General features: G+C 38.0%; 15 protein-coding genes and 1 pseudogene. 8 read left to right on the top strand and 8 right to left on the bottom strand.

Annotated features, from left to right (window positions below; genetic code table 11):
- Window positions 1-6: 6 nt before the first annotated feature.
- From AC6CH7_RS19375 to AC6CH7_RS19385, 3 genes and pseudogenes are all read right to left on the bottom strand, one after another.
- The gene (locus AC6CH7_RS19375) at window positions 7-2,328 is read right to left on the bottom strand and encodes a TonB-dependent receptor (protein WP_498264292.1); all 2,322 of its coding nucleotides are present in this window, start codon (window positions 2,326-2,328) and stop codon (window positions 7-9) included.
- Window positions 2,329-2,452: 124 nt separating this feature from the next.
- Window positions 2,453-2,797 carry a hypothetical protein gene (locus tag AC6CH7_RS19380; RefSeq protein WP_498264293.1) on the bottom strand — a complete coding sequence of 115 codons (345 nt, stop codon included), beginning with the start codon at window positions 2,795-2,797 and terminating at the stop codon, window positions 2,453-2,455.
- 116 nt (window positions 2,798-2,913) lie between these two features.
- Window positions 2,914-3,831 (bottom strand): annotated as a pseudogene (locus AC6CH7_RS19385) (RNA-guided endonuclease InsQ/TnpB family protein); the annotation flags it as partial.
- Window positions 3,832-4,052: 221 nt separating this feature from the next.
- On the opposite strand from AC6CH7_RS19385, the gene hutU reads away from it, so the two are divergent.
- From hutU to AC6CH7_RS19410, 5 genes are all read left to right on the top strand, one after another.
- Window positions 4,053-5,705: a urocanate hydratase gene (gene hutU, locus AC6CH7_RS19390; protein WP_498264294.1), complete on the top strand. Its 1,653-nt coding sequence runs from the start codon at window positions 4,053-4,055 to the stop codon at window positions 5,703-5,705.
- Between the two features lie 111 nt (window positions 5,706-5,816).
- Window positions 5,817-6,470, top strand: a complete 654-nt coding sequence (locus AC6CH7_RS19395; protein WP_498264295.1) for a TetR family transcriptional regulator C-terminal domain-containing protein — start codon at window positions 5,817-5,819, stop codon at window positions 6,468-6,470.
- A gap of 6 nt (window positions 6,471-6,476) precedes the next feature.
- A complete protein-coding gene (locus AC6CH7_RS19400) occupies window positions 6,477-7,778 on the top strand; it encodes an ABC1 kinase family protein (RefSeq protein WP_498264296.1) in 1,302 nt (433 codons plus the stop codon).
- 181 nt (window positions 7,779-7,959) lie between these two features.
- A complete protein-coding gene (locus AC6CH7_RS19405; RefSeq protein ID WP_498264297.1) occupies window positions 7,960-8,388 on the top strand; it encodes a response regulator transcription factor in 429 nt (142 codons plus the stop codon).
- A gap of 5 nt (window positions 8,389-8,393) precedes the next feature.
- Complete coding sequence (locus tag AC6CH7_RS19410; protein ID WP_498264298.1) at window positions 8,394-8,885, top strand: nuclear transport factor 2 family protein; 492 nt, start codon at window positions 8,394-8,396, stop codon at window positions 8,883-8,885.
- On the opposite strand, the gene hisS is transcribed toward AC6CH7_RS19410, so the two are convergent.
- The 3 genes from hisS to pdhA form a co-directional block, all read right to left on the bottom strand.
- Entirely contained in the window at window positions 8,878-10,266 is a 1,389-nt protein-coding gene (gene hisS / locus AC6CH7_RS19415) for a histidine--tRNA ligase (RefSeq protein ID WP_498264299.1), read from the bottom strand. The genes AC6CH7_RS19410 and hisS overlap by 8 nt on opposite strands.
- A gap of 96 nt (window positions 10,267-10,362) precedes the next feature.
- Window positions 10,363-12,012: a pyruvate dehydrogenase complex dihydrolipoamide acetyltransferase gene (locus AC6CH7_RS19420; RefSeq protein ID WP_498264300.1), complete on the bottom strand. Its 1,650-nt coding sequence runs from the start codon at window positions 12,010-12,012 to the stop codon at window positions 10,363-10,365.
- A 29-nt stretch (window positions 12,013-12,041) separates the two neighbouring features.
- Window positions 12,042-13,037: a pyruvate dehydrogenase (acetyl-transferring) E1 component subunit alpha gene (gene pdhA, locus AC6CH7_RS19425; protein ID WP_294876517.1), complete on the bottom strand. Its 996-nt coding sequence runs from the start codon at window positions 13,035-13,037 to the stop codon at window positions 12,042-12,044.
- Between the two features lie 233 nt (window positions 13,038-13,270).
- Here pdhA and AC6CH7_RS19430 point away from each other — a divergent pair, with 233 nt between their 5' ends.
- Complete coding sequence (locus AC6CH7_RS19430; protein WP_172661842.1) at window positions 13,271-13,825, top strand: C40 family peptidase; 555 nt, start codon at window positions 13,271-13,273, stop codon at window positions 13,823-13,825.
- 69 nt (window positions 13,826-13,894) lie between these two features.
- Window positions 13,895-15,007: a CapA family protein gene (locus AC6CH7_RS19435; protein ID WP_498264301.1), complete on the top strand. Its 1,113-nt coding sequence runs from the start codon at window positions 13,895-13,897 to the stop codon at window positions 15,005-15,007.
- Here the strand turns inward: AC6CH7_RS19435 and AC6CH7_RS19440 are convergent.
- Window positions 15,004-15,189 carry a hypothetical protein gene (locus AC6CH7_RS19440; protein ID WP_498264302.1) on the bottom strand — a complete coding sequence of 62 codons (186 nt, stop codon included), beginning with the start codon at window positions 15,187-15,189 and terminating at the stop codon, window positions 15,004-15,006. The genes AC6CH7_RS19435 and AC6CH7_RS19440 overlap by 4 nt on opposite strands.
- A 94-nt stretch (window positions 15,190-15,283) precedes the next feature.
- Between AC6CH7_RS19440 and AC6CH7_RS19445 the strand changes: the two genes are divergently transcribed.
- The gene (locus AC6CH7_RS19445) at window positions 15,284-16,216 is read left to right on the top strand and encodes an SPFH domain-containing protein (RefSeq protein ID WP_172661844.1); all 933 of its coding nucleotides are present in this window, start codon (window positions 15,284-15,286) and stop codon (window positions 16,214-16,216) included.
- Between the two features lie 67 nt (window positions 16,217-16,283).
- Here the strand turns inward: AC6CH7_RS19445 and AC6CH7_RS19450 are convergent, their stop codons facing one another.
- On the bottom strand, window positions 16,284-18,473 hold the full coding sequence (locus AC6CH7_RS19450; RefSeq protein WP_498264303.1) for a carboxy terminal-processing peptidase: 2,190 nt from the start codon (window positions 18,471-18,473) through the stop codon (window positions 16,284-16,286).
- Between the last annotated feature and the right edge of the window lie 111 nt (window positions 18,474-18,584).

Here is an 18,584-nt window from a genome sequence, read left to right on the forward strand (position 1 = left end):
AGTGGCTTACTTTTTTAAGGTAAACGGGATGTTCACTCCAAATGTGACATTTCGTCCCTGATTATAGATACCAAGAGTTGGGTCTTCATCACTTAATCTTCCAGGCTTAAATCGACTTAAATGATCGTAATAAGCTTTGTCCAGCAAGTTTTTACCTGCAATATAAATCGTAATATCTTGAGTTTTACTCAACTTAACAGTTGTTCCAATTGCTGCATTTAGAAGCGTGTAGCCAGATGAGGGCTGTTCGAAACTGTCAATTTTACTCTGCTTAAAGAAATTATCAATACCAACAGAAAGATAAGAATGCTCGGTACCATTTATTTTTGGCTCAAAACGCAATTCATTGCGTAAAGTTGCCGCAGGAATAAAGGGCAGCGATTCCTTGGTAGTGCGATTGGTTGCTCTTGTAAAGGAGAATCCATTCTCTAAGTGAATAAAACTTACTGGATGTAACGTTAAGGAGGCTTCGATACCTCTTAAAAAGGCATTATCTTGAACAAAGTTGTAGACTGGGAAATTTCTGCCATCCACTTCTTTCGTCTCCCCGCTGGTATTATAATAGATATAATCATTAATATAATTTGCAAAACCACCTAAGCTGGCACTTAAATACTTGTTCTCATAATCAAAAGATGCATCAAACTGATAACTCTGCTCTGGCTTAAGGTTTGGATTACCTACCTCATAACGAAATACTCCTTCATGTACGCCGTTAGATGATAACTCTGCAATATTTGGTGCTCTAAAAGCGCTTCCGGCATTAGCCTTAAAACTTAATGCATCATTAAATTCATGGGTATAGCCAAGGGCGCCGGTAATATGTGAAAACTTATTGCTAAACGCACTAAAATCCACATCATCAGTATGAAAATCTTTGCCGGTCATTTTTCTATAATCAAACCTGGCACCAATGTTAAAAGTGTTTTTGTCCCATGTTTTCTTAACAAAAGCAAACCCACCAAATGCCTGACTGTCAAAATCTGGAATTAGCTGCTCTTGTCCACCTGTATTTAAACTATGAATGAATTCGCCCGAAACACCCACTACAGGAGCCCAGCCATTCACTTCATTGAAAGAGTATTTTAAATCATAGCTATAGGTATAACTATTTAAAAACAAAGCAGGATCTTCCTCTGCCACCTCCAGTTCTCTTCTTAAATTATGCTGATAACCCAAAGTTGCTTTTAGACTGCCTTCACCTAATAAGATATTACTGTTTAAGGCAACTTTATAATGACGAACATCTTGTTTTGGAAATGCCAGTGTTCTGTCTTTATTCTGTTCATCTGTAAATGAAGCTCCATCTTCGTTTACAAGTTGCCCATCTTCATTTCTCGCTGGTTCATAGAACCCAATATTAGTGCGGAAACTCGACGCATCTAAATGCGCATAACCCCATCTTTTATTTAACCCGATCTGCCCTTCAAAGTTAGATTCATTAAATCCTGAGTTGGGAACATATTCTGTTGGTGTTTGATAAGAATAAGCATTTTTATACGAGCCCCTCGCTCTATAAACAAATCCGTTTTCGTTACCTTGAAGCATTAATGAGCTACCCGTCAAACCATTGTTGGTGGCATAATTCGTTAAAAACTCTCCTTTTATGGTTCCTTCAGGAGCCGGTAGCGCATCAAGGATATTAATAACCCCGCCTAAAGCGTCAGATCCATACATTAAACTTGCCGGGCCCTTTAATACTTCAACCCTGTCTGCACTGTATTGATCAATTTCAATTCCGTGCTCATCCCCCCATTGCTGTCCTTGTTGTTTAACACCATTATTTAGCGTAACTACCCTATTGTAGCTTAAGCCACGGATAACCGGTTTTGATATTCCAGCCCCAGTTGTGATTTGAGATACACCTGGTGTACGGGATATAGCATCTATTAAGTTGGTTGAAGGACGATACAGCAAATCAGCCTTGCTTACGGTTGCTATAGAGGTACTATTTTTTTTGTTATCGGAACTATTTGCCGACCCTGTTATAACTACTTCCCTCCCCTCTATCACACTTGATTTTAGGGCAAATTCCATCGACCCTACGTTCTTAAAGTCGACAGTTTGGGTTATTGTTTGATAACCTACATATCTAATCTGTACAAGGAAGTTCCCGCGAGCGGGTACATTTTTTAAGGTAAATTCACCAGATTCATTTGTCATAACAGAAACCCGAAGGTCTGGGATTAAAATCGATGCACCTGGTAACGGCTGTTGGGTTTCAGCATCCACTACTTTACCTTTCAATTCTATTAATTCAGTAGCAAAACCAGTTGCAGAGAAAAATGTATATAGTAGTACAACTATTAAAAATTGTATCTTTTTCATGAATATAATTATATGATTACAAACCTCCCTGAATGCTCAAGTCGGCTTCAATTGAGTGTATAAAATCATGATGCACCGCACAAAATCCATGCAGGGTCATGACAAGCAATAAATTAAAGAAATACTAAGCTATTGGAGGCCCTCTTAACCCTAAACGGATTAAGTCAGCGTAAGAATTGCTAATTGCCTCTACAGGTTTTAAACCAGATTTGCTAGCCTGATATAAAGTGTAATGGGAGTGAGTGGTGAGGTAGTCTTTTTCGAAATGAGCCGCACATATTAAACAAGTATCAGCATGCGTACGCACGTGAAATTGATGTTTACAGGTCTCCCCATTTTTTGCACATTGCGTCGCCTCCTCATGATGACTATGAAGAATGCTAAATGGCGTAAGTGCAATGGAAAAGACCATTAACAAAACGATCGAGATAGCTTTATTGATATGTAAAACCTTTTCTTTCAATTTCAAAAACCAAACTTAACCAATTCTATATAATTATATACATTTGTCTGGTAACATTGCCTTTATATGACTGCTATTGTAAACAACCCAACCAGACTTGGTGATGGATTGGGCTTTAGACATCAATAATGGACAGCACAACTATACATATCGCATCTTTCGGGCAGATTTACAACAACCCCAAGCAAAGCAATGTTTTGAGCGGCATTAAAATCCGCATCTATCACATCAACTTTGCAGTTTTTATTTGTACACTTAAAACCCTTATGGGTTCTTTTACCAATATATCTGCAGCAATTACAGGTTTGAGAAGTGTATCCAGGTGCTACAACGACCAGCTTAACACCATTCAAAGGACATTTGTATTCCAGAAAAGAACGAAGCTGTGCAAAAGACCAACGACCAAGTTTTGTTCTAAACTTTCTATTTCTCGGTTTAGAACTAAAACGGATGTTAGTGAGGTTTTCAATAGCAATTCCTTTTCTTTGATCCTTAGCGGATTTTACAATCGATTTGGAAATCGTGTGGTTGATTATAGCAGATGTAGTTCGTTCCTTGCCACTAAGCCGTTTGCTCAACCTTTTAGCGTTGCGTGTGCCTTTGCGTTGAATAGAACTACGAACCTGTTGTCTTTTTTCTCTGTATTGATTCATCCAGTCAGCGGAGTGTTTACCGCCATCAGAAGTAACGATTATATCGGTCAGTCCAAAATCAACACCGATAAATCCCGATATCTCCTGTGCAGCTGGTTCAGGAATATCCAGGGTTTGATAAGGAAAGAATTTATCTTTTTTATAAACCAAATCAGCTTCACCTTTGAGGTAAGGAAGATAATCGGGGTTGTGACAAATAAAACTAATGCTTTGACGACCACCTATGCACCACAAGCAGACCATATGATCACCCTTGTATGTCATAATGCGCGCATCATAAGTAATGCTTCCCATTGGTTTAAAAGTGCATTTGGTTTTCTTATCCAATTTATAAGCATGGGCAACTTTTGTAAATGCCCGTACAAGCATTTGAGAAGAGAGCTCAAATCTAAAGGAAAGGTTTCCAGAAGCAACTCGGCTTGTTCACCAGTTGGAAACAATTTTATTTTCAATACTAATTTCACAATACTAATGTACGTTAATTAAATATCTAAAAATAATAGCTAAACAAACTACAAATAATAGTAATATTTTAACTTTAAAATTAGGGGGTAGCTGCTTTCCCCCCACCCACGCTTAGGCGATGAGTGGGTTTCCGCAGCCTTTTTATGAATTTAAATCTTGATCTCAGTAAAAAAAATACACCAACCGGCACCACATTAACCTGCAAAGGGTGGGTGCAGGAAGCCGCGTTACGAATGTTATTGAATAACCTTGATCCAGAGGTTGCAGAGCGTCCGGAAGAGCTTATTGTTTACGGTGGCCGTGGCAAAGCCGCAAGAAATAAAGAAGCCCTAGCATTAATCATTAAAGCTTTACAAAATCTGGAAGACACGGAGACACTGTTAATACAGTCTGGCAAACCAGTAGGGATATTACCAACGCATAAAGATGCGCCAAGGATCTTGATATCGAACTCCCAACTAGTACCAAAATGGGCTACCCAACAGCACTTTGATGAGCTGGAAGATAAGGGCTTGATGATGTATGGTCAAATGACAGCGGGCTCATGGATTTACATAGGCTCGCAGGGCATAGTACAGGGCACTTATGAAACCTATTCGGCATTGGCAAAAAAACACTTTGACAGTAATTTAAAAAACACTTTAAATGTTACGGCTGGACTTGGGGGCATGGGTGGTGCCCAACCACTCGCAATAACAATGAACAAAGGTGTATGTCTGGCAGCTGATGTCGAAGGATGGCGCATTCAAAAAAGATTAGAAACACGTTACATCGACGAAATTGAATACGACATAGACGCTGCAATTGACAGAGCATTGCAATACAAACAGGAAGGTAAAGCATTATCCATCGGCGTGGTTTGTAATGCGGTTGAACTATTACAGCGATTGATAGATAGAAATATTACACCTGATACTTTAACTGATCAGACTTCGGCACACGATCCTTTAATTGGATATTTTCCGGAAGGACTGAGTGTTTCGGAAGCCAATGCTTTGCGTACTGCAAACCCTGAAAAGTATGTAGAACGCTCTTATGCTACAATGGCTAAGCATGTACGGCAGATGCTGGAATTACAGAAAAGAGGGGCTATCACATTTGATTATGGCAACAATCTGCGTGGGCGCGCACTGGAAGTTGGTGTTAAAAATGCATTTGACTTTCCTGGTTTCGTTCCAGCTTATATTCGCCCACTTTTTTGTGAGGGCAAAGGCCCTTTTAGATGGGCTGCTTTAAGCGGGGATCCTCAAGACATTTACGAAACAGACAAATTGATCCTTGAATTATTTCCTGAAAACGAAAGTTTAAAACAATGGATTACCATGGCTCGGGAACGCATTGCATTCCAGGGTTTACCTGCTAGGATTTGCTGGCTTGGACAGGGAGAACGAGAAAAAGCCGGGGTTGCATTTAATAAATTAGTGGCCGAGGGAAAGGTAAAAGCCCCAATTGTAATCGGTAGAGATCATTTAGATACGGGCTCTGTTGCTTCGCCAAACCGGGAAACCGAAGCAATGCTGGATGGTTCAGATGCTGTGGCCGACTGGCCTATTCTTAACGCATTAATTAATACTGCTGGGGGAGCAAGCTGGGTTTCACTTCATCATGGCGGAGGAGTTGGAATTGGGTATTCCATACATGCTGGAATGGTGATAGTTGCTGACGGCACTGCCGATGCTGAAGCGCGAATTAAACGTGTGTTACATAATGATCCGGCACTGGGGGTTATAAGGCACGCTGATGCGGGATATGATATTGCAAAGGACACCTTAAGAAAACACCGTTTAGGCCTGTAATATTTAGCCCAATTCAACTTTTTATTACAAAACGATGATAGAATAATTCAATAACTTTAAATGGTTTTTGAAACATGCTAACTACTTATACGTTATATAAATAAAAAGGAAATGGCAACTGCTCAGCAAATTCGAAATGGCTACATCGATTACGTCTTAATGAACGATGAGAAACCCAAATCAGTTTATAGTTTTGTTAAAAAATTAAAGATATCTGAGTCCGATTTTTATGAGTTTTACGCTTCTTTTGAAAGCATAGAAAAGATCATATGGGTAGAGTTAATGGTAGAAACCATTGATACCTTACAACAACAGGAGGTCTGGAATGAGTATTCATCCAGAGATAAAATCCTTGCTTTTTTTTACAGCTACGTTGAAGTACTCAAAAAGCAAAGAAGCTTTGTAATTTATAGCCTTAAAACAGCTAAAGATCGATTCTCGACCCCCGATGCACTTTCGGGAGTAAAACCAATATTTGAACATTTTGCTGAAGAGATCTTGAACGAAGGCCTGGAAACAGGAGAACTGGCAGAAAGAAAGTTTTTTAGCAAAAGGTATAAAGATGCCCTTTGGATTCAATTTGCTTTTATAGTAAAATTCTGGGTTAATGATGACAGTGTGGGATTTGAAAAAACTGATGAGGCGATAGAAAAAGGCATAAATGTAACCTTTGACCTATTTCAAAGATCGCCTATCGACAATTTATTGGAGTATGGAAAGTTCCTCTCGAGAAACGGGCATTTTAAAGAGAAGATGAGATTTTAAGATCAGATGAAAGAGCAAAACAGTATCCCGGTAACGAAAACCCAGAGGTCAGCAAAATTTGTAAAAACAGGATTTCAGATCGGTGGCAATTACATCAAACACTATTCTAAGAAACTATTTAACCCACAGCTTACTAAAGATGAGTTAAATGAAGACAATGCTACAGACATTTATAAATCGCTTAGTGAACTTAAAGGAAGTGCGCTAAAGATTGCTCAAATGTTAAGCATGGATAAAAACATCCTCCCTAAATCTTATATTGATAAGTTTACCCAGTCGCAATATAATGCTCCACCACTATCAGGACCACTTATTGTAAGAACTTTCAGCAAAAGCTTTGGGAAAACTCCAGAAAAGATCTATGATAAATTTAATCTCAAATCGACCAATGCCGCATCAATTGGCCAGGTTCATACGGCTGAATTAAACGGGAAAAAACTTGCAGTCAAAATTCAATATCCAGGCGTTGGCGATAGCATCTCTTCTGATCTTAAAATGGTAAAACCTTTTGCTTTCCGCTTATTAGGTATGAGCGAGAAAGAATTGAATATTTACATTAAAGAGGTTGAAGAGCGTTTATTAGAGGAAACCGACTATGAACTGGAAGTAAAACGCTCTATCGAGTTTTCCGAAGCATGTAAGAATCTAAATAATGTTGTTTTCCCAACTTACTACCCAGAGCTGTCGGGAAGGAAAATAATCTCGATGGATTGGATAGATGGCCACCATCTAAAAGAATTTTTAAAAACAAAACCTTCACAGGAATTACGCAATAAAATTGGTCAGGCACTTTGGGATTTCTATAACTTCCAGCAACACGAATTAAGGGCGGTACATGCTGATCCTCATCCCGGAAATTTTTTGATCACTCCGGAAGAAAAATTAGGCGTCATCGATTTTGGTTGTATAAAAGAAATGCCCGATGACTTCTATTATCCCTTTTTCTCGCTCATATCTACTGATGTGATTAAAGATAAAACTAAGACGATCGAAGCTTTTCGAAAACTAGAAATGATTCATAAGGAAGATAATGCTGAGCAGATCGAATTTTATTATCATGCCTATCGTGAAATGATTGAGCTATTCGCCAGACCGTATACAAGCGAAATATTCAATTTTGATAATCCGGAATTCTTTGCTCAACTATATTCCTATGGGGAAAAGATATCCAAAATGGCCGAGTTTAAACAAGCAAGGGGTGTTAAGCATTTTATCTATGTTAACCGGACAAATTTTGGCCTATACGCCATTTTACAAGAACTTAAAGCCATAGTAAATACAACTACATACAAGCCTCATTTGAAATAAGAAAGGGCATAGTCGCCACAACCACACCCATTCTAACCTAAAACTCTCTTCTTGGACTTTAATAATGTAAAAAGGTTCAATCAACTCTCAGATTATTTTAAAGTCCCCAGGTAACCATTAGGCCTACCATTGCAATAATTTGTTCAAATTTTTCAAATAAACAATAAACAAATCATTCTACTTGAATATATTTGTACTACTAAATATCTCTATTTTGGCAAAAGGCTCTACAATCTACAAAAATATACTTGTTATTGAGGATAATCATGCTATCCTTGATGTGATCACCTTGATTTTACAAAGTGAAGCATATAATGTAACAGGCCTTAATAAGAGTGCAGATATGATGTTTCATATTGAGCAGCTTAAACCCGATTTACTTATTCTTGATATCATGTTGCCGGATGGAGATGGCCGCGAATTGTTAAAAACACTTAGATCTGATACAACTACTGATCAGATTCCTGTATTAATGATATCTGCCAGATATACCGCTCAAAATGTTGAACATGGTGAATACAAACCAAACGGGTTTCTTGCTAAACCATTTGACATTGATGATCTTTTGGACAAGATAGAAGGGATTTTGGCAGGAAAAACTTACATCTAAACCAAATGAACTCTGCTGTTATGACTCAAAATGAAGAACTGATCCGACACTTTTATACGAGCTTTCAAAATAAGGATGTAAAGGCTATGCAAGATTGCTATGCCGATGACGCCACCTTTAGCGATCCTGTATTTACTAATTTAGATACAAAACAGGTACGTTCTATGTGGGCTATGTTAATCAAAAGCGGGAAGGATATGAAAATTGAGTTTAAAAACATTTTGGGAGATGAAACAGGGGGAAGTGCTGAATGGGATGCATATTATACTTTTTCTGCAACCGGAAACAAGGTAGTTAATAGAGTTAAAGCCTCCTTTCTAATAGAGAACGGGAAAATCACAAAACATATTGATAATTTCAATTTTTACACATGGGCTAAGCAAGCTCTTGGATTTACAGGACTTGTATTAGGGTGGACAACCTTTTTAAGAAACAAGACCAGAACAAAAGCGAAAAGAAATCTGGAAATTTTTATGGCTTCCTCAAAGGCTAATTAACTTTTAACAGTTCAATAATATCAGCAATAGGTAACTTCTCTTGTTGCCCGCTTTTCATGTCTTTCAATGTTAATACACCATTGCTCATTTCCTCACTTCCGATGAGTATTACGTAAGGAATATGCTTATCGTCAGCGTAGCTCATTTGCTTTTTAAGCTTCGCTGAGGAAGGATATAGTTCCGCGGCGATGTTTGCGCCACGCAGTTGCTGTAACATCGGCAGAGCATATCTTTCAGCTTCCTTATCAAAGTTACTGATCAGAACCTTTGTCCCCGCAGCTGCAGATTCAGGGAAAAGATTGAGTTCCTGTAATACATCATAAATTCTATCCGCACCAAAAGACACCCCAACTCCTGTTAAGCCCTTTAAACCAAACATACCAGTTAAGTCGTCATATCTTCCACCACCACCAATGCTACCCATGGCAACCTCATTGGTTTTCACTTCAAATATGCAACCAGTATAATAATTTAATCCTCTTGCCAGCGTAATATCTAATTCAACATTCGGATTCATAGAGGAGTCTGATTTAAGCATTGAATTTATATAATCAAACACCATTTCTATCTCTTCAACGCCTTTAAGTCCTGTTGCTGAAGCAGACAATACTGTTTTTAAACTATCCAGTTTTTGTTCGTTGGTACCTTCAAGCAAAATAACCGGCTTTAATCTGTCTATATCTGCTTCGGTAAACCCACGCTCCAATAGCTCTTTAATTACACCATCTAAACCTATCTTATCAAGTTTATCAATTGCAACAGTCATATCTATAATTAATTCAGGCTTACCTACAACTTCAGCAATCCCTGATAATATCTTACGGTTATTGATCTTTATAGTAAAGTCCTTTAGTCCAAGGTTGCTCAATGCTTCCTGATAGATCAATATAAACTCAGCCTCGTTCAATAAGCTATCAGATCCAACAACATCCACATCACACTGATAGAACTCTCTGTAGCGTCCTTTCTGTGGTCTGTCGGCACGCCATACCGGCTGTACCTGGAACCGTTTAAAAGGCAGAGCAATATCATTCTGGTGCATGACAACATAGCGTGCAAAAGGTACAGTTAAATCGTAACGCAATGCTTTTTCGCTAATCGATGATGTAATGGCATTTGAATTTGCCTGCGAAAGCAGTTCTGGCTTTACCTTAGAAAGGAAATCACCGCTGTTTAAGATTTTAAATATAAGCTTATCGCCCTCATCACCATATTTACCGGTTAAGGTTGATAGATTTTCCATTGAGGGTGTTTGTATTTCCGCATATCCATATTTTTTAAACACCGTTTTAATGGTGTCAAAAATATAGTTACGTTTTACCATTTCCTGTGGAGAAAAATCTCTGGTTCCTTTAGCTAAAGAGGGTTTGATATTCGACATGAGCGCAAAAGTACAAAAAGTAACAAGCATAAAAAAGCTTGCCTGTATTATACACAGGCAAGCTCAATATTTAAATCTCTTTGAAAAGAATTCTGATTAAACTAATAACCTAACAGGTTCTTCCATTAATGCTTTAAATGTTTGCAGGAATGCGGCACCTGTAGCGCCATCAACCGTACGGTGATCACAGCTCAATGTAACTTTCATTATATTTCCTGGAACAACCGCACCATTTTTAACAACTGGCACTTGTGAGATTCCGCCTATAGCAAGGATACAAGAATCAGGAGTATTGATAATAGCTGTAAATTCATCTATACCAAACATACCTAAGTTTGAAACAGTGAAAGTTGAACCTTCCCAATCAGCAGGCTGTAATTTTTTAGCTTTTGCACGTTGTGCGAAATCCTTAACCTCCGCAGAGATACGAGATAATGATTTTCCATCAGCAAAACGTACTACAGGAACCAATAATCCATCTTCAACAGCGATAGCTACACCTATATTTACATGCTCGTTGTAACGAATTGCATCGCCTCTCCAAGAAGAGTTCACATTTGGATGTTGTTTTAAAGCAACAGCTACGGCTTTTAGAACTAAATCATTGAATGATAATTTAACAGGAGAGAATTCATTCATCTTAGTACGTGCAGCAATAGCAGCATCCATGTCGATAACCATGGTAAGATAGAAATGCGGCGCAGTGAATAAGCTTTCGCTCAAACGTTTAGCAATTACTTTACGCATTTGAGAAACAGGCTTCTCAGTGAATTTCTCTTCACCTAAATATTGTGCAAGTACTGGTGCAGATTTTTCTGCAGGGGCACCTGATTCAGCAACTTTGGCAGCAGGCTTAAAGTTTTCAATGTCTTTTTTAATGATACGGCCACCATCTGCACTGCCAGCAACCTGACTAAGATCAATCCCTTTTTCCTGAGCAATTTTTTTAGCTAACGGAGATGCTTTTACGCGATCCGTGTTTCCTGAAGCAACAGGAGCTTCTTCTTTCTGAGCCACTGGTGAGGATTTCTCTTCAACTGGAGCATCAGATTTTTTATCGGCAGCAGGTTTTGCCGGAGCATCGCCCTGGCTAAGTATTCCACTAATGTCGGTTCCTTCCGGACCTACAATGGCAATAATTCCATTTACTTTAGCCGCTTGTCCTTTTTCAACACCAATATGTAATAAAGTTCCTTCAGCATAACCCATCACTTCCATAGTAGCCTTATCGGTTTCTACGTCAGCAAGTATGTCATCATTTTTAACTTTATCGCCTACCTTTTTATGCCATTCAGCAATTACGCCTTCAGTCATAGTATCACTTAATAAAGGCATACGAACAACCGTAACACCTTGTTTTTCTAAATCTGCATCAGTTAATGCAGGAGCCGAAGCAGCTTCTTTTTTCTCTTCAACGGGTTTATCTGATGATGATTTATCTGCCGCGGGTTCTTCTTTAGAAGGTGTTGCACCACCTTCAGCGTCAAGAGCAGCTTTATAATCTTCACCCTCTTTACCAACTACAGCAATTATAGCATCAACAGGAACAGCTTTACCTTCTTCTACACCAATGTACAATACGGTACCATCCCAATATGATTCTAAATCCATGGTTGCCTTATCGGTTTCCACTTCGGCCATAACATCGCCGCTTTTAACTTTATCGCCAACTTTTTTATGCCACTTAGCCATAACACCTTCTGTCATGGTATCGCTCATTTTGGGCATTCTAACTATTTCAGCCATTCTATATATCTATTGAAATGCGTTCTAAATTAATCTTGTACGTATGGGTAGTCTTGTTGCACATAAACATCAGTATATAATTCTGATGCCTCAGGCCAAGGAGACTCTTCAGCAAATTTCACAGATTCATCAACAATCTGTTTTACTTTATTTTCAATTTCTTCAATCCATGCCTGATCAGCATATTTCTCTTTAAGAATCGCTTCTCTTACTGTTTCAATAGGATCTTTAGCTTTATACTCTTCTAATTCATCTTTAGTACGATATTTAGCAGGGTCAGACATCGAGTGTCCACGGTAACGGTAAGTTCTCATCTCTAAGAAAGTCGGGCCTTCGCCATTTCTTGCACGTTGAGCAGCCTCATCCATTGCGTTATGAACTGCAACAGGATCCATTCCGTCAACCGGGGCACATGGCATATCGAAACCTAGTCCTATTTTATAAATATCAACCATGTTGGTGGTACGCTCAACTGAGGTTCCCATTGCATAACCATTGTTTTCGCAAACAAATATTACTGGTAATTTCCAAAGCATCGCCATATTGAAAGCTTCATTTAAGGCTCCCTGACGAACAGCTCCATCACCCATGTAGCAAACATTTACATTTTTAGTGCCTTTATATTTTTCAGCAAACGCAATCCCTGCTCCAAGCGGGATTTGTCCGCCCACAATACCATGGCCACCGTAAAAATTAAATTCTTTACTAAACATGTGCATAGAACCACCTTTGCCTTTTGAGCAACCTGTAGCTTTACCATACATCTCGGCCATAATGCTATTTGCACTTACGCCTTTTGCCAATGCATGAGCATGATCACGATAAGCAGTTATCATGGAATCTTCCGGCTGCAATGCAGAAATAGCTCCTGCAACAACGGCCTCCTGGCCAATATATAAATGACAAAATCCACGGATTTTCTGTTGTCCGTATAGTTGTCCAGTTTTTTCTTCGAATTTGCGCATCAGCAACATCGACTCAAACCACTTCAGATAGGTATCTTTATTAATTTCTACTGCACTCATTGTTGGGTGTTGATTTTTATTTACGAGAGCAAATCTACTTCTTTATTGCAACATATCGAAGAAAATGATGTAAAATGCACACTAAGGTTACAAAAAATGTTAATAACTTTTGATATTAGGTCTGTGACATTTGGATAACATTTGTAAAATACATATGTTTGCCATCCAAACAATAAGCCCTAGTGGTGTACGTTTAAGTGTAAGTGCCTTTTACCCAAACTTAACAGTATAACATGATAAAAAAGTTTTTGTTGTCTTCCCTGATTGTATTGTGCAGCCTCTCGGCCCTCAACGCACAAACAAAAACAAAAGAAACTAATAAATTAGAGGATCCCGATAATTTAGCTTCGCAGTATTTTTCGCAGGTGATGGGTGTTGCTGTTGACGCGACTTCTAATATTAAACTCTACAAATTCATTTACGAATGGATTGGCACGCCTTACAGATTTGGAGGAAACACGAGTAAAGGGATTGATTGCTCTGCTTTTACAAAAGCTATTTACGATAAAGTTTTCAACACTACTATATTAAGAAATTCAAGAGATATTTTTAGCATGGTTGATCCATTGCCAAAAGATGAACTAAAAGAAGGTGATCTTGTATTTTTTAAAATAAAAAGCAGAACCATTACGCACATCGGTATCTATTTGGGAGACAATCGTTTTGCTCATGCTTCATCAACGCGCGGTGTCGTAATCAGTAATTTAAATGAACCTTATTACTCACGGTATTTCTATAAAGGTGGAAGAATAATTGATGCCGTAAAGAATGATCTGATTGAGGAATAATTTCTATTTGAATAAAAACGCATTTAAGTCTTCCTGATATTTTAGGGGGACTTTTTTTATAAAATAAAAATGAGACTTCTAAGCATAAGCCTTTTAAATATCATAATCAGCCTAATCCTGTTAAGTTGCACCACCGCAGCTTCAACTACTGACGTTTCACAGATTCAGGATATCATACAAAAGGATACTGCAGCTTTAAAAAAAGATACGATTTCTATAATTGGTGTTGGCGACATTATGCTCGGATCCGCCTACCCTGATAAATCTAATTTACCGAAGGGGGATGCTATAAAGAGCTTTAAAAATGTAGATACCTTTTTAAAAGGAGATATCGTTTTCGGGAATCTTGAAGGATGTTTCCTGAACGGTGGGAAATCGACAAAATGTAAAGACACTATTGCAAATAGTTGTTTCGCATTTAGAATGCCAGAAAGGTATGCGGGAATTATAAAAAATGCTGGTTTCAATTTATTAAGTATTGCCAATAATCATATTGGTGATTTTGGCTTTAAGGGCAGAAAAAGGACAACCGCAATTCTTGATTCACTAAACATAAATTACGCAGGCTTGCAGTCTCACCCCTCAGTAATTTTTGAAAAAGATAGCATCAAATACGCTTTTTGTGCATTTGCACCTAATGAAAACACCGTCTCTATCAATAAACTTGATAGTGCAAAATCACTCGTTTCAAGATTAAAAGCGCAAGTTGATATTGTTATTGTTTCCTTTCATGGTGGTGGCGAAGGAGCTAAATTTGAACATGTTCCCAGAACCGATGAAATATTTTATGAAGAGAACAGAGGTAACGTATACGCGTTTGCTCATGGTGTAATAGATGCAGGAGCAGATGTTGTTCTTGGCCATGGCCCTCATGTTACAAGGGCAGTAGAAGTGTATAAAAAAAAGTTCATTGCATATAGTCTTGGTAATTTCTGCACTTATGGAATGTTTAGTCTTAAAGGGCCTAACGGATTTGCGCCATTATTACAGCTTAAGATCAACTCGGACGGCGATTTTATTCTTGCAGACATCATTTCAGTAAAACAAGATAAGATCAACAATTTAACTATTGACACCAATTACACCGCCTTTAAAAAGATCCAGTGGCTAACCAATACTGACTTCCCCGAACATCAGTTAAATTTCTCGGCAAATGGCCGTATTGAATTAAAAAAGAACTAAGCCTCGTCCTTTGTATTCCTTATTAAGCCTATACCAGACACAAAGAAGATAATACCAATAACGGCTACTACAATCAATTCTCTTGTCTGAATGCTATGTTGAACATATCCGTATCCAGCATAAATGAGCGCTATTATTCCCAAAACAGTTAAGATGGTTCCAAAAGTTCGTTTAACATTCATAAGGTAAATTTTAGTTACATTAGTTACTAATACAATATCTGTGCCCTATTGTTCGTATCTTGACTTATTCATTATTCTAATTAATTATAACGCTATGGAATACACTTTTTACATTATCCTTTTTATCGCAGCTGTGATATTAATCAGTTCATTTGTAACGGTTAAACAAGGCACAATTGCAGTAGTAACTATTTTCGGAAAATACAGAAGATTATTAAGCCCGGGATTAAGCTTAAAAATACCGCTTATTGAAAATATTCACTCCAGAATTTCAATACAAAACAGGTCTGTTGAGCTTTCTTTCCAGGCAGTAACACAAGATCAGGCCAATGTATACTTTAAGGCCATGTTGCTATACTCGGTAATTAATCATGACGAGGAAACGATTAAGAACGTTGCCTTCAAATTCGTAGATTCTACAAACTTAATGCAAGCCCTAATTCGTACTATCGAGGGCTCCATAAGGGCATACGTTGCCACCCAAAAGCAAGCAAACGTACTTGCACAGAGAAACGAAATTGTTGATCATGTTAAGCATCAGATAGATCAGGTACTAGAAAGCTGGGGCTATCACTTACAGGATCTGCAGCTTAACGACATTACATTCGATGAAGAAATTATGCGTTCCATGAGTCGCGTTGTGGCCTCAAACAACCTAAAAGCTGCTGCCGAAAACGAAGGCCAGGCTTTATTAATTACAAAAACCAAGGGTGCTGAGGCAGACGGTAATGCTATTAAAATTGCTGCTGCTGCAGAACGTGAGGCAGCCCAGCTTAGAGGTCAAGGGATTGCCCTATTCCGTGCAGAAGTAGCACATGGTATGACCAAAGCGGCACAAGAAATGGAAGAGGCTAATCTTGATATCTCAGTTATTCTTTTTACTATGTGGACAGAATCTATTAAACAATTTGCCGAGAACAGCGAAGGCAATGTTATTTTCCTTGATGGATCTACTGAAGGTATGAATCGAACAATGAAAGAAATGATGGCCATGCAAATGCAAAAGACCTCTGACAATAAGAAATAAATATAGGAAGATGGTTTACAAAAAAAGAGCCCTCAGGCTCTTTTTTTGTAAAATTATAAATGATCCTTTATTGGAATTCTTTTACAGTTTTAACAACACTCTTATCTTTAGGATTTACTGATTTCATAAAATCAAGCATTACTTTTAAACTCTCTTCTTCAACAAAATCGAAGCTTTCTTCCTTAGCAATTTTGGCACCTTTTTTTATTGGCGCAAGCCCTCTTTCTGCCCTCAACAAGTTTGTTTTCTCCAATGATTTAGCTTCAAGGCTGTCGCGTTCTGCTTTAAGTTTGCTTTGGTTTAAAGTTATTGAAACCTCTTTTTCTCTTTTCTTCATGTCAGCAATATCCTGGTTAAGGATCTTGTAATCTAAAGACTTAGCCATTCTTTCCTGATGAAACTTGATCAATTCTGGTTTCATAGGATTAAGATCTGCAACTGCTATAAAATTAGATTTCTTCACTTCATCCCAAGGCAATGCCGATTTCTCAGTGTCTTCTCCAATTTTATCCATTGGATATAAAGAAGGGAATACTATATCAGGCATTACACCTTTATGTTGTGTACTGCTACCGGTTACCCGATAGAATTTAGCCATTGTTAAATTGATCTGACCCAATTGAGGTGGGGCAACTTCATCTTTACCCGCAGCTCCGCGCGCTACATTTTTACCGACTAAAGCAGCAAGTCTTTGCAGAATCGACGGATTTACAAGCTGATTCATATCAATCGAAGATTGTACGGTTCCCTTACCGTAAGTCTGGGTTCCCATAATAATTCCACGCCCATAATCTTGAATTGCGCCTGCAAAAATCTCCGAGGCAGAGGCACTCAATCTATCAACCATTACACCAAAAGGTCCTGTCCAAATTGCGCCTGCATTTGTATCCTCATTAACTTCAATCCCTCCTTTAAGGTCTTTAACCTGCACAACAGGCCCTTTATCAATAAATAAACCCGTAAGATCAATCGCTTCTACCAAAGAGCCTCCACCGTTGGCTCTTAGGTCCATAACTATTGCATCAACCTTATCACGATTTTTAAGGGTATCAATTAATAATCGTACATCACGGGTTGTACTTTTATAGTTAGGATCTCCAGCTCTTGCAGCTTTAAAATCTGCATAAAATGCCGGGACAGTAATAATACCAATCTTATATGGCTGCCCGTTAGACTGGATCGTTTTAACTTTTTTCTTAGCAGATTGTTCCTCCATAACAATCTTCTCTCTAAGCAACTCAACAATCACCGGTTTCGAAGAAAGTTCCATTCCTACTCGAATTATTTTCAATCTAACTTTAGTTCCCTTAGGCCCCTTAATTTTTGCGACAGAGTTTTCTATTCTCCAGCCAATAATATCTTCAAATTCTGCATTTCCTTGTGCTACACCTACAATTCTATCTCCTGCACTTAACAGTTTACTTTTAAAAGCCGGGCCTCCAGGAATAATCTCTGAAATTTTAAGCACTTCATTTTCCAATTGTAATCTTGCGCCTATACCTTCAAATGAACGAGCCATGTCTTCATTAAAGGCCTGTGCGTTGGCTGGATTAAAGTAATTAGTGTGCGGATCTATTGTCTCCGTAAAGGCATCCATAATGGTTTGGAAAATATCCTGATTATTAACTTTAGATGCCTGCGATTTTAAATTCTGATACCTCTTGGTTAAGGTCTCAACATTTTTAGCTTCAGTTGTACCTGCAATTCTTAGGTTAACAAGTTCATATTTTACTTTCTTTTTCCAGATATCGTTCAAAGCGGTTGACGATGTAGCCCATGGCATTTTTTCACGATCAAAAGTATAAGTATCATTTTGATTGAAATCGTATTTAGCTTTTATCTGATTTAGAGAATATGCCAGCCATTCATTATATCTTTTCAGGTATACATTGAAGATATAAAAAGGCGCATTTAGATTTCCGCTTCTAAAATCGTCATCCAAAGAAAATCTAAATTTTTCAAACTCTTTTATGTCCGATGATAAGAAGTAATACTTATAAGGATCCAGATCCTTTATGTATTTATCCAAAATCAAAGAAGATATTGAATCATTTACTTTTATTTTCTTGTAATTCCAGTTTTCAATGAGCGTAACTATTTCTTTGCATACCAGTGCTTGTTTTTCATCGGGCACAATATTACTTACACCCTGAACCATTTGCTGAGGTTGCGGTGATGCATGACATGCGAGTACAGCGGCGGTAAAGGTTACCAATAATATTCTTTTCAACATCTCTTTTACTAATTTAAAATCCATTTTATAATTACACACTAATATGATACCAATTTCATAAATAAACAGAAAAGAGACAGTAATAATACTGTCTCTTTTCTGTAAACTTACGAAAGTTCTGGAAATACTATTAAA

Source organism: Pedobacter sp. GQ55 (assembly GCF_059758925.1).

Excerpts from the sequence above, each read along its gene's own strand:
- AC6CH7_RS19375 (WP_498264292.1), bottom strand. The coding sequence starts at position 2,328 with ATGAAAAAGATACAATTTTTAATAGTTGTACTACTATATACATTTTTC.
- AC6CH7_RS19430 (WP_172661842.1), top strand. The coding sequence starts at position 13,271 with ATGATAAAAAAGTTTTTGTTGTCTTCCCTGATTGTATTGTGCAGCCTC.
- hisS (WP_498264299.1), bottom strand. The coding sequence starts at position 10,266 with ATGTCGAATATCAAACCCTCTTTAGCTAAAGGAACCAGAGATTTTTCT.
- AC6CH7_RS19435 (WP_498264301.1), top strand. The coding sequence starts at position 13,895 with ATGAGACTTCTAAGCATAAGCCTTTTAAATATCATAATCAGCCTAATC.
- AC6CH7_RS19395 (WP_498264295.1), top strand. The coding sequence starts at position 5,817 with ATGGCAACTGCTCAGCAAATTCGAAATGGCTACATCGATTACGTCTTA.
- pdhA (WP_294876517.1), bottom strand. The coding sequence starts at position 13,037 with ATGAGTGCAGTAGAAATTAATAAAGATACCTATCTGAAGTGGTTTGAG.
- AC6CH7_RS19400 (WP_498264296.1), top strand. The coding sequence starts at position 6,477 with ATGAAAGAGCAAAACAGTATCCCGGTAACGAAAACCCAGAGGTCAGCA.
- AC6CH7_RS19445 (WP_172661844.1), top strand. The coding sequence starts at position 15,284 with ATGGAATACACTTTTTACATTATCCTTTTTATCGCAGCTGTGATATTA.
- AC6CH7_RS19440 (WP_498264302.1), bottom strand. The coding sequence starts at position 15,189 with ATGAATGTTAAACGAACTTTTGGAACCATCTTAACTGTTTTGGGAATA.
- AC6CH7_RS19450 (WP_498264303.1), bottom strand. The coding sequence starts at position 18,473 with ATGGATTTTAAATTAGTAAAAGAGATGTTGAAAAGAATATTATTGGTA.
- hutU (WP_498264294.1), top strand. The coding sequence starts at position 4,053 with ATGAATTTAAATCTTGATCTCAGTAAAAAAAATACACCAACCGGCACC.
- AC6CH7_RS19420 (WP_498264300.1), bottom strand. The coding sequence starts at position 12,012 with ATGGCTGAAATAGTTAGAATGCCCAAAATGAGCGATACCATGACAGAA.
- AC6CH7_RS19410 (WP_498264298.1), top strand. The coding sequence starts at position 8,394 with ATGAACTCTGCTGTTATGACTCAAAATGAAGAACTGATCCGACACTTT.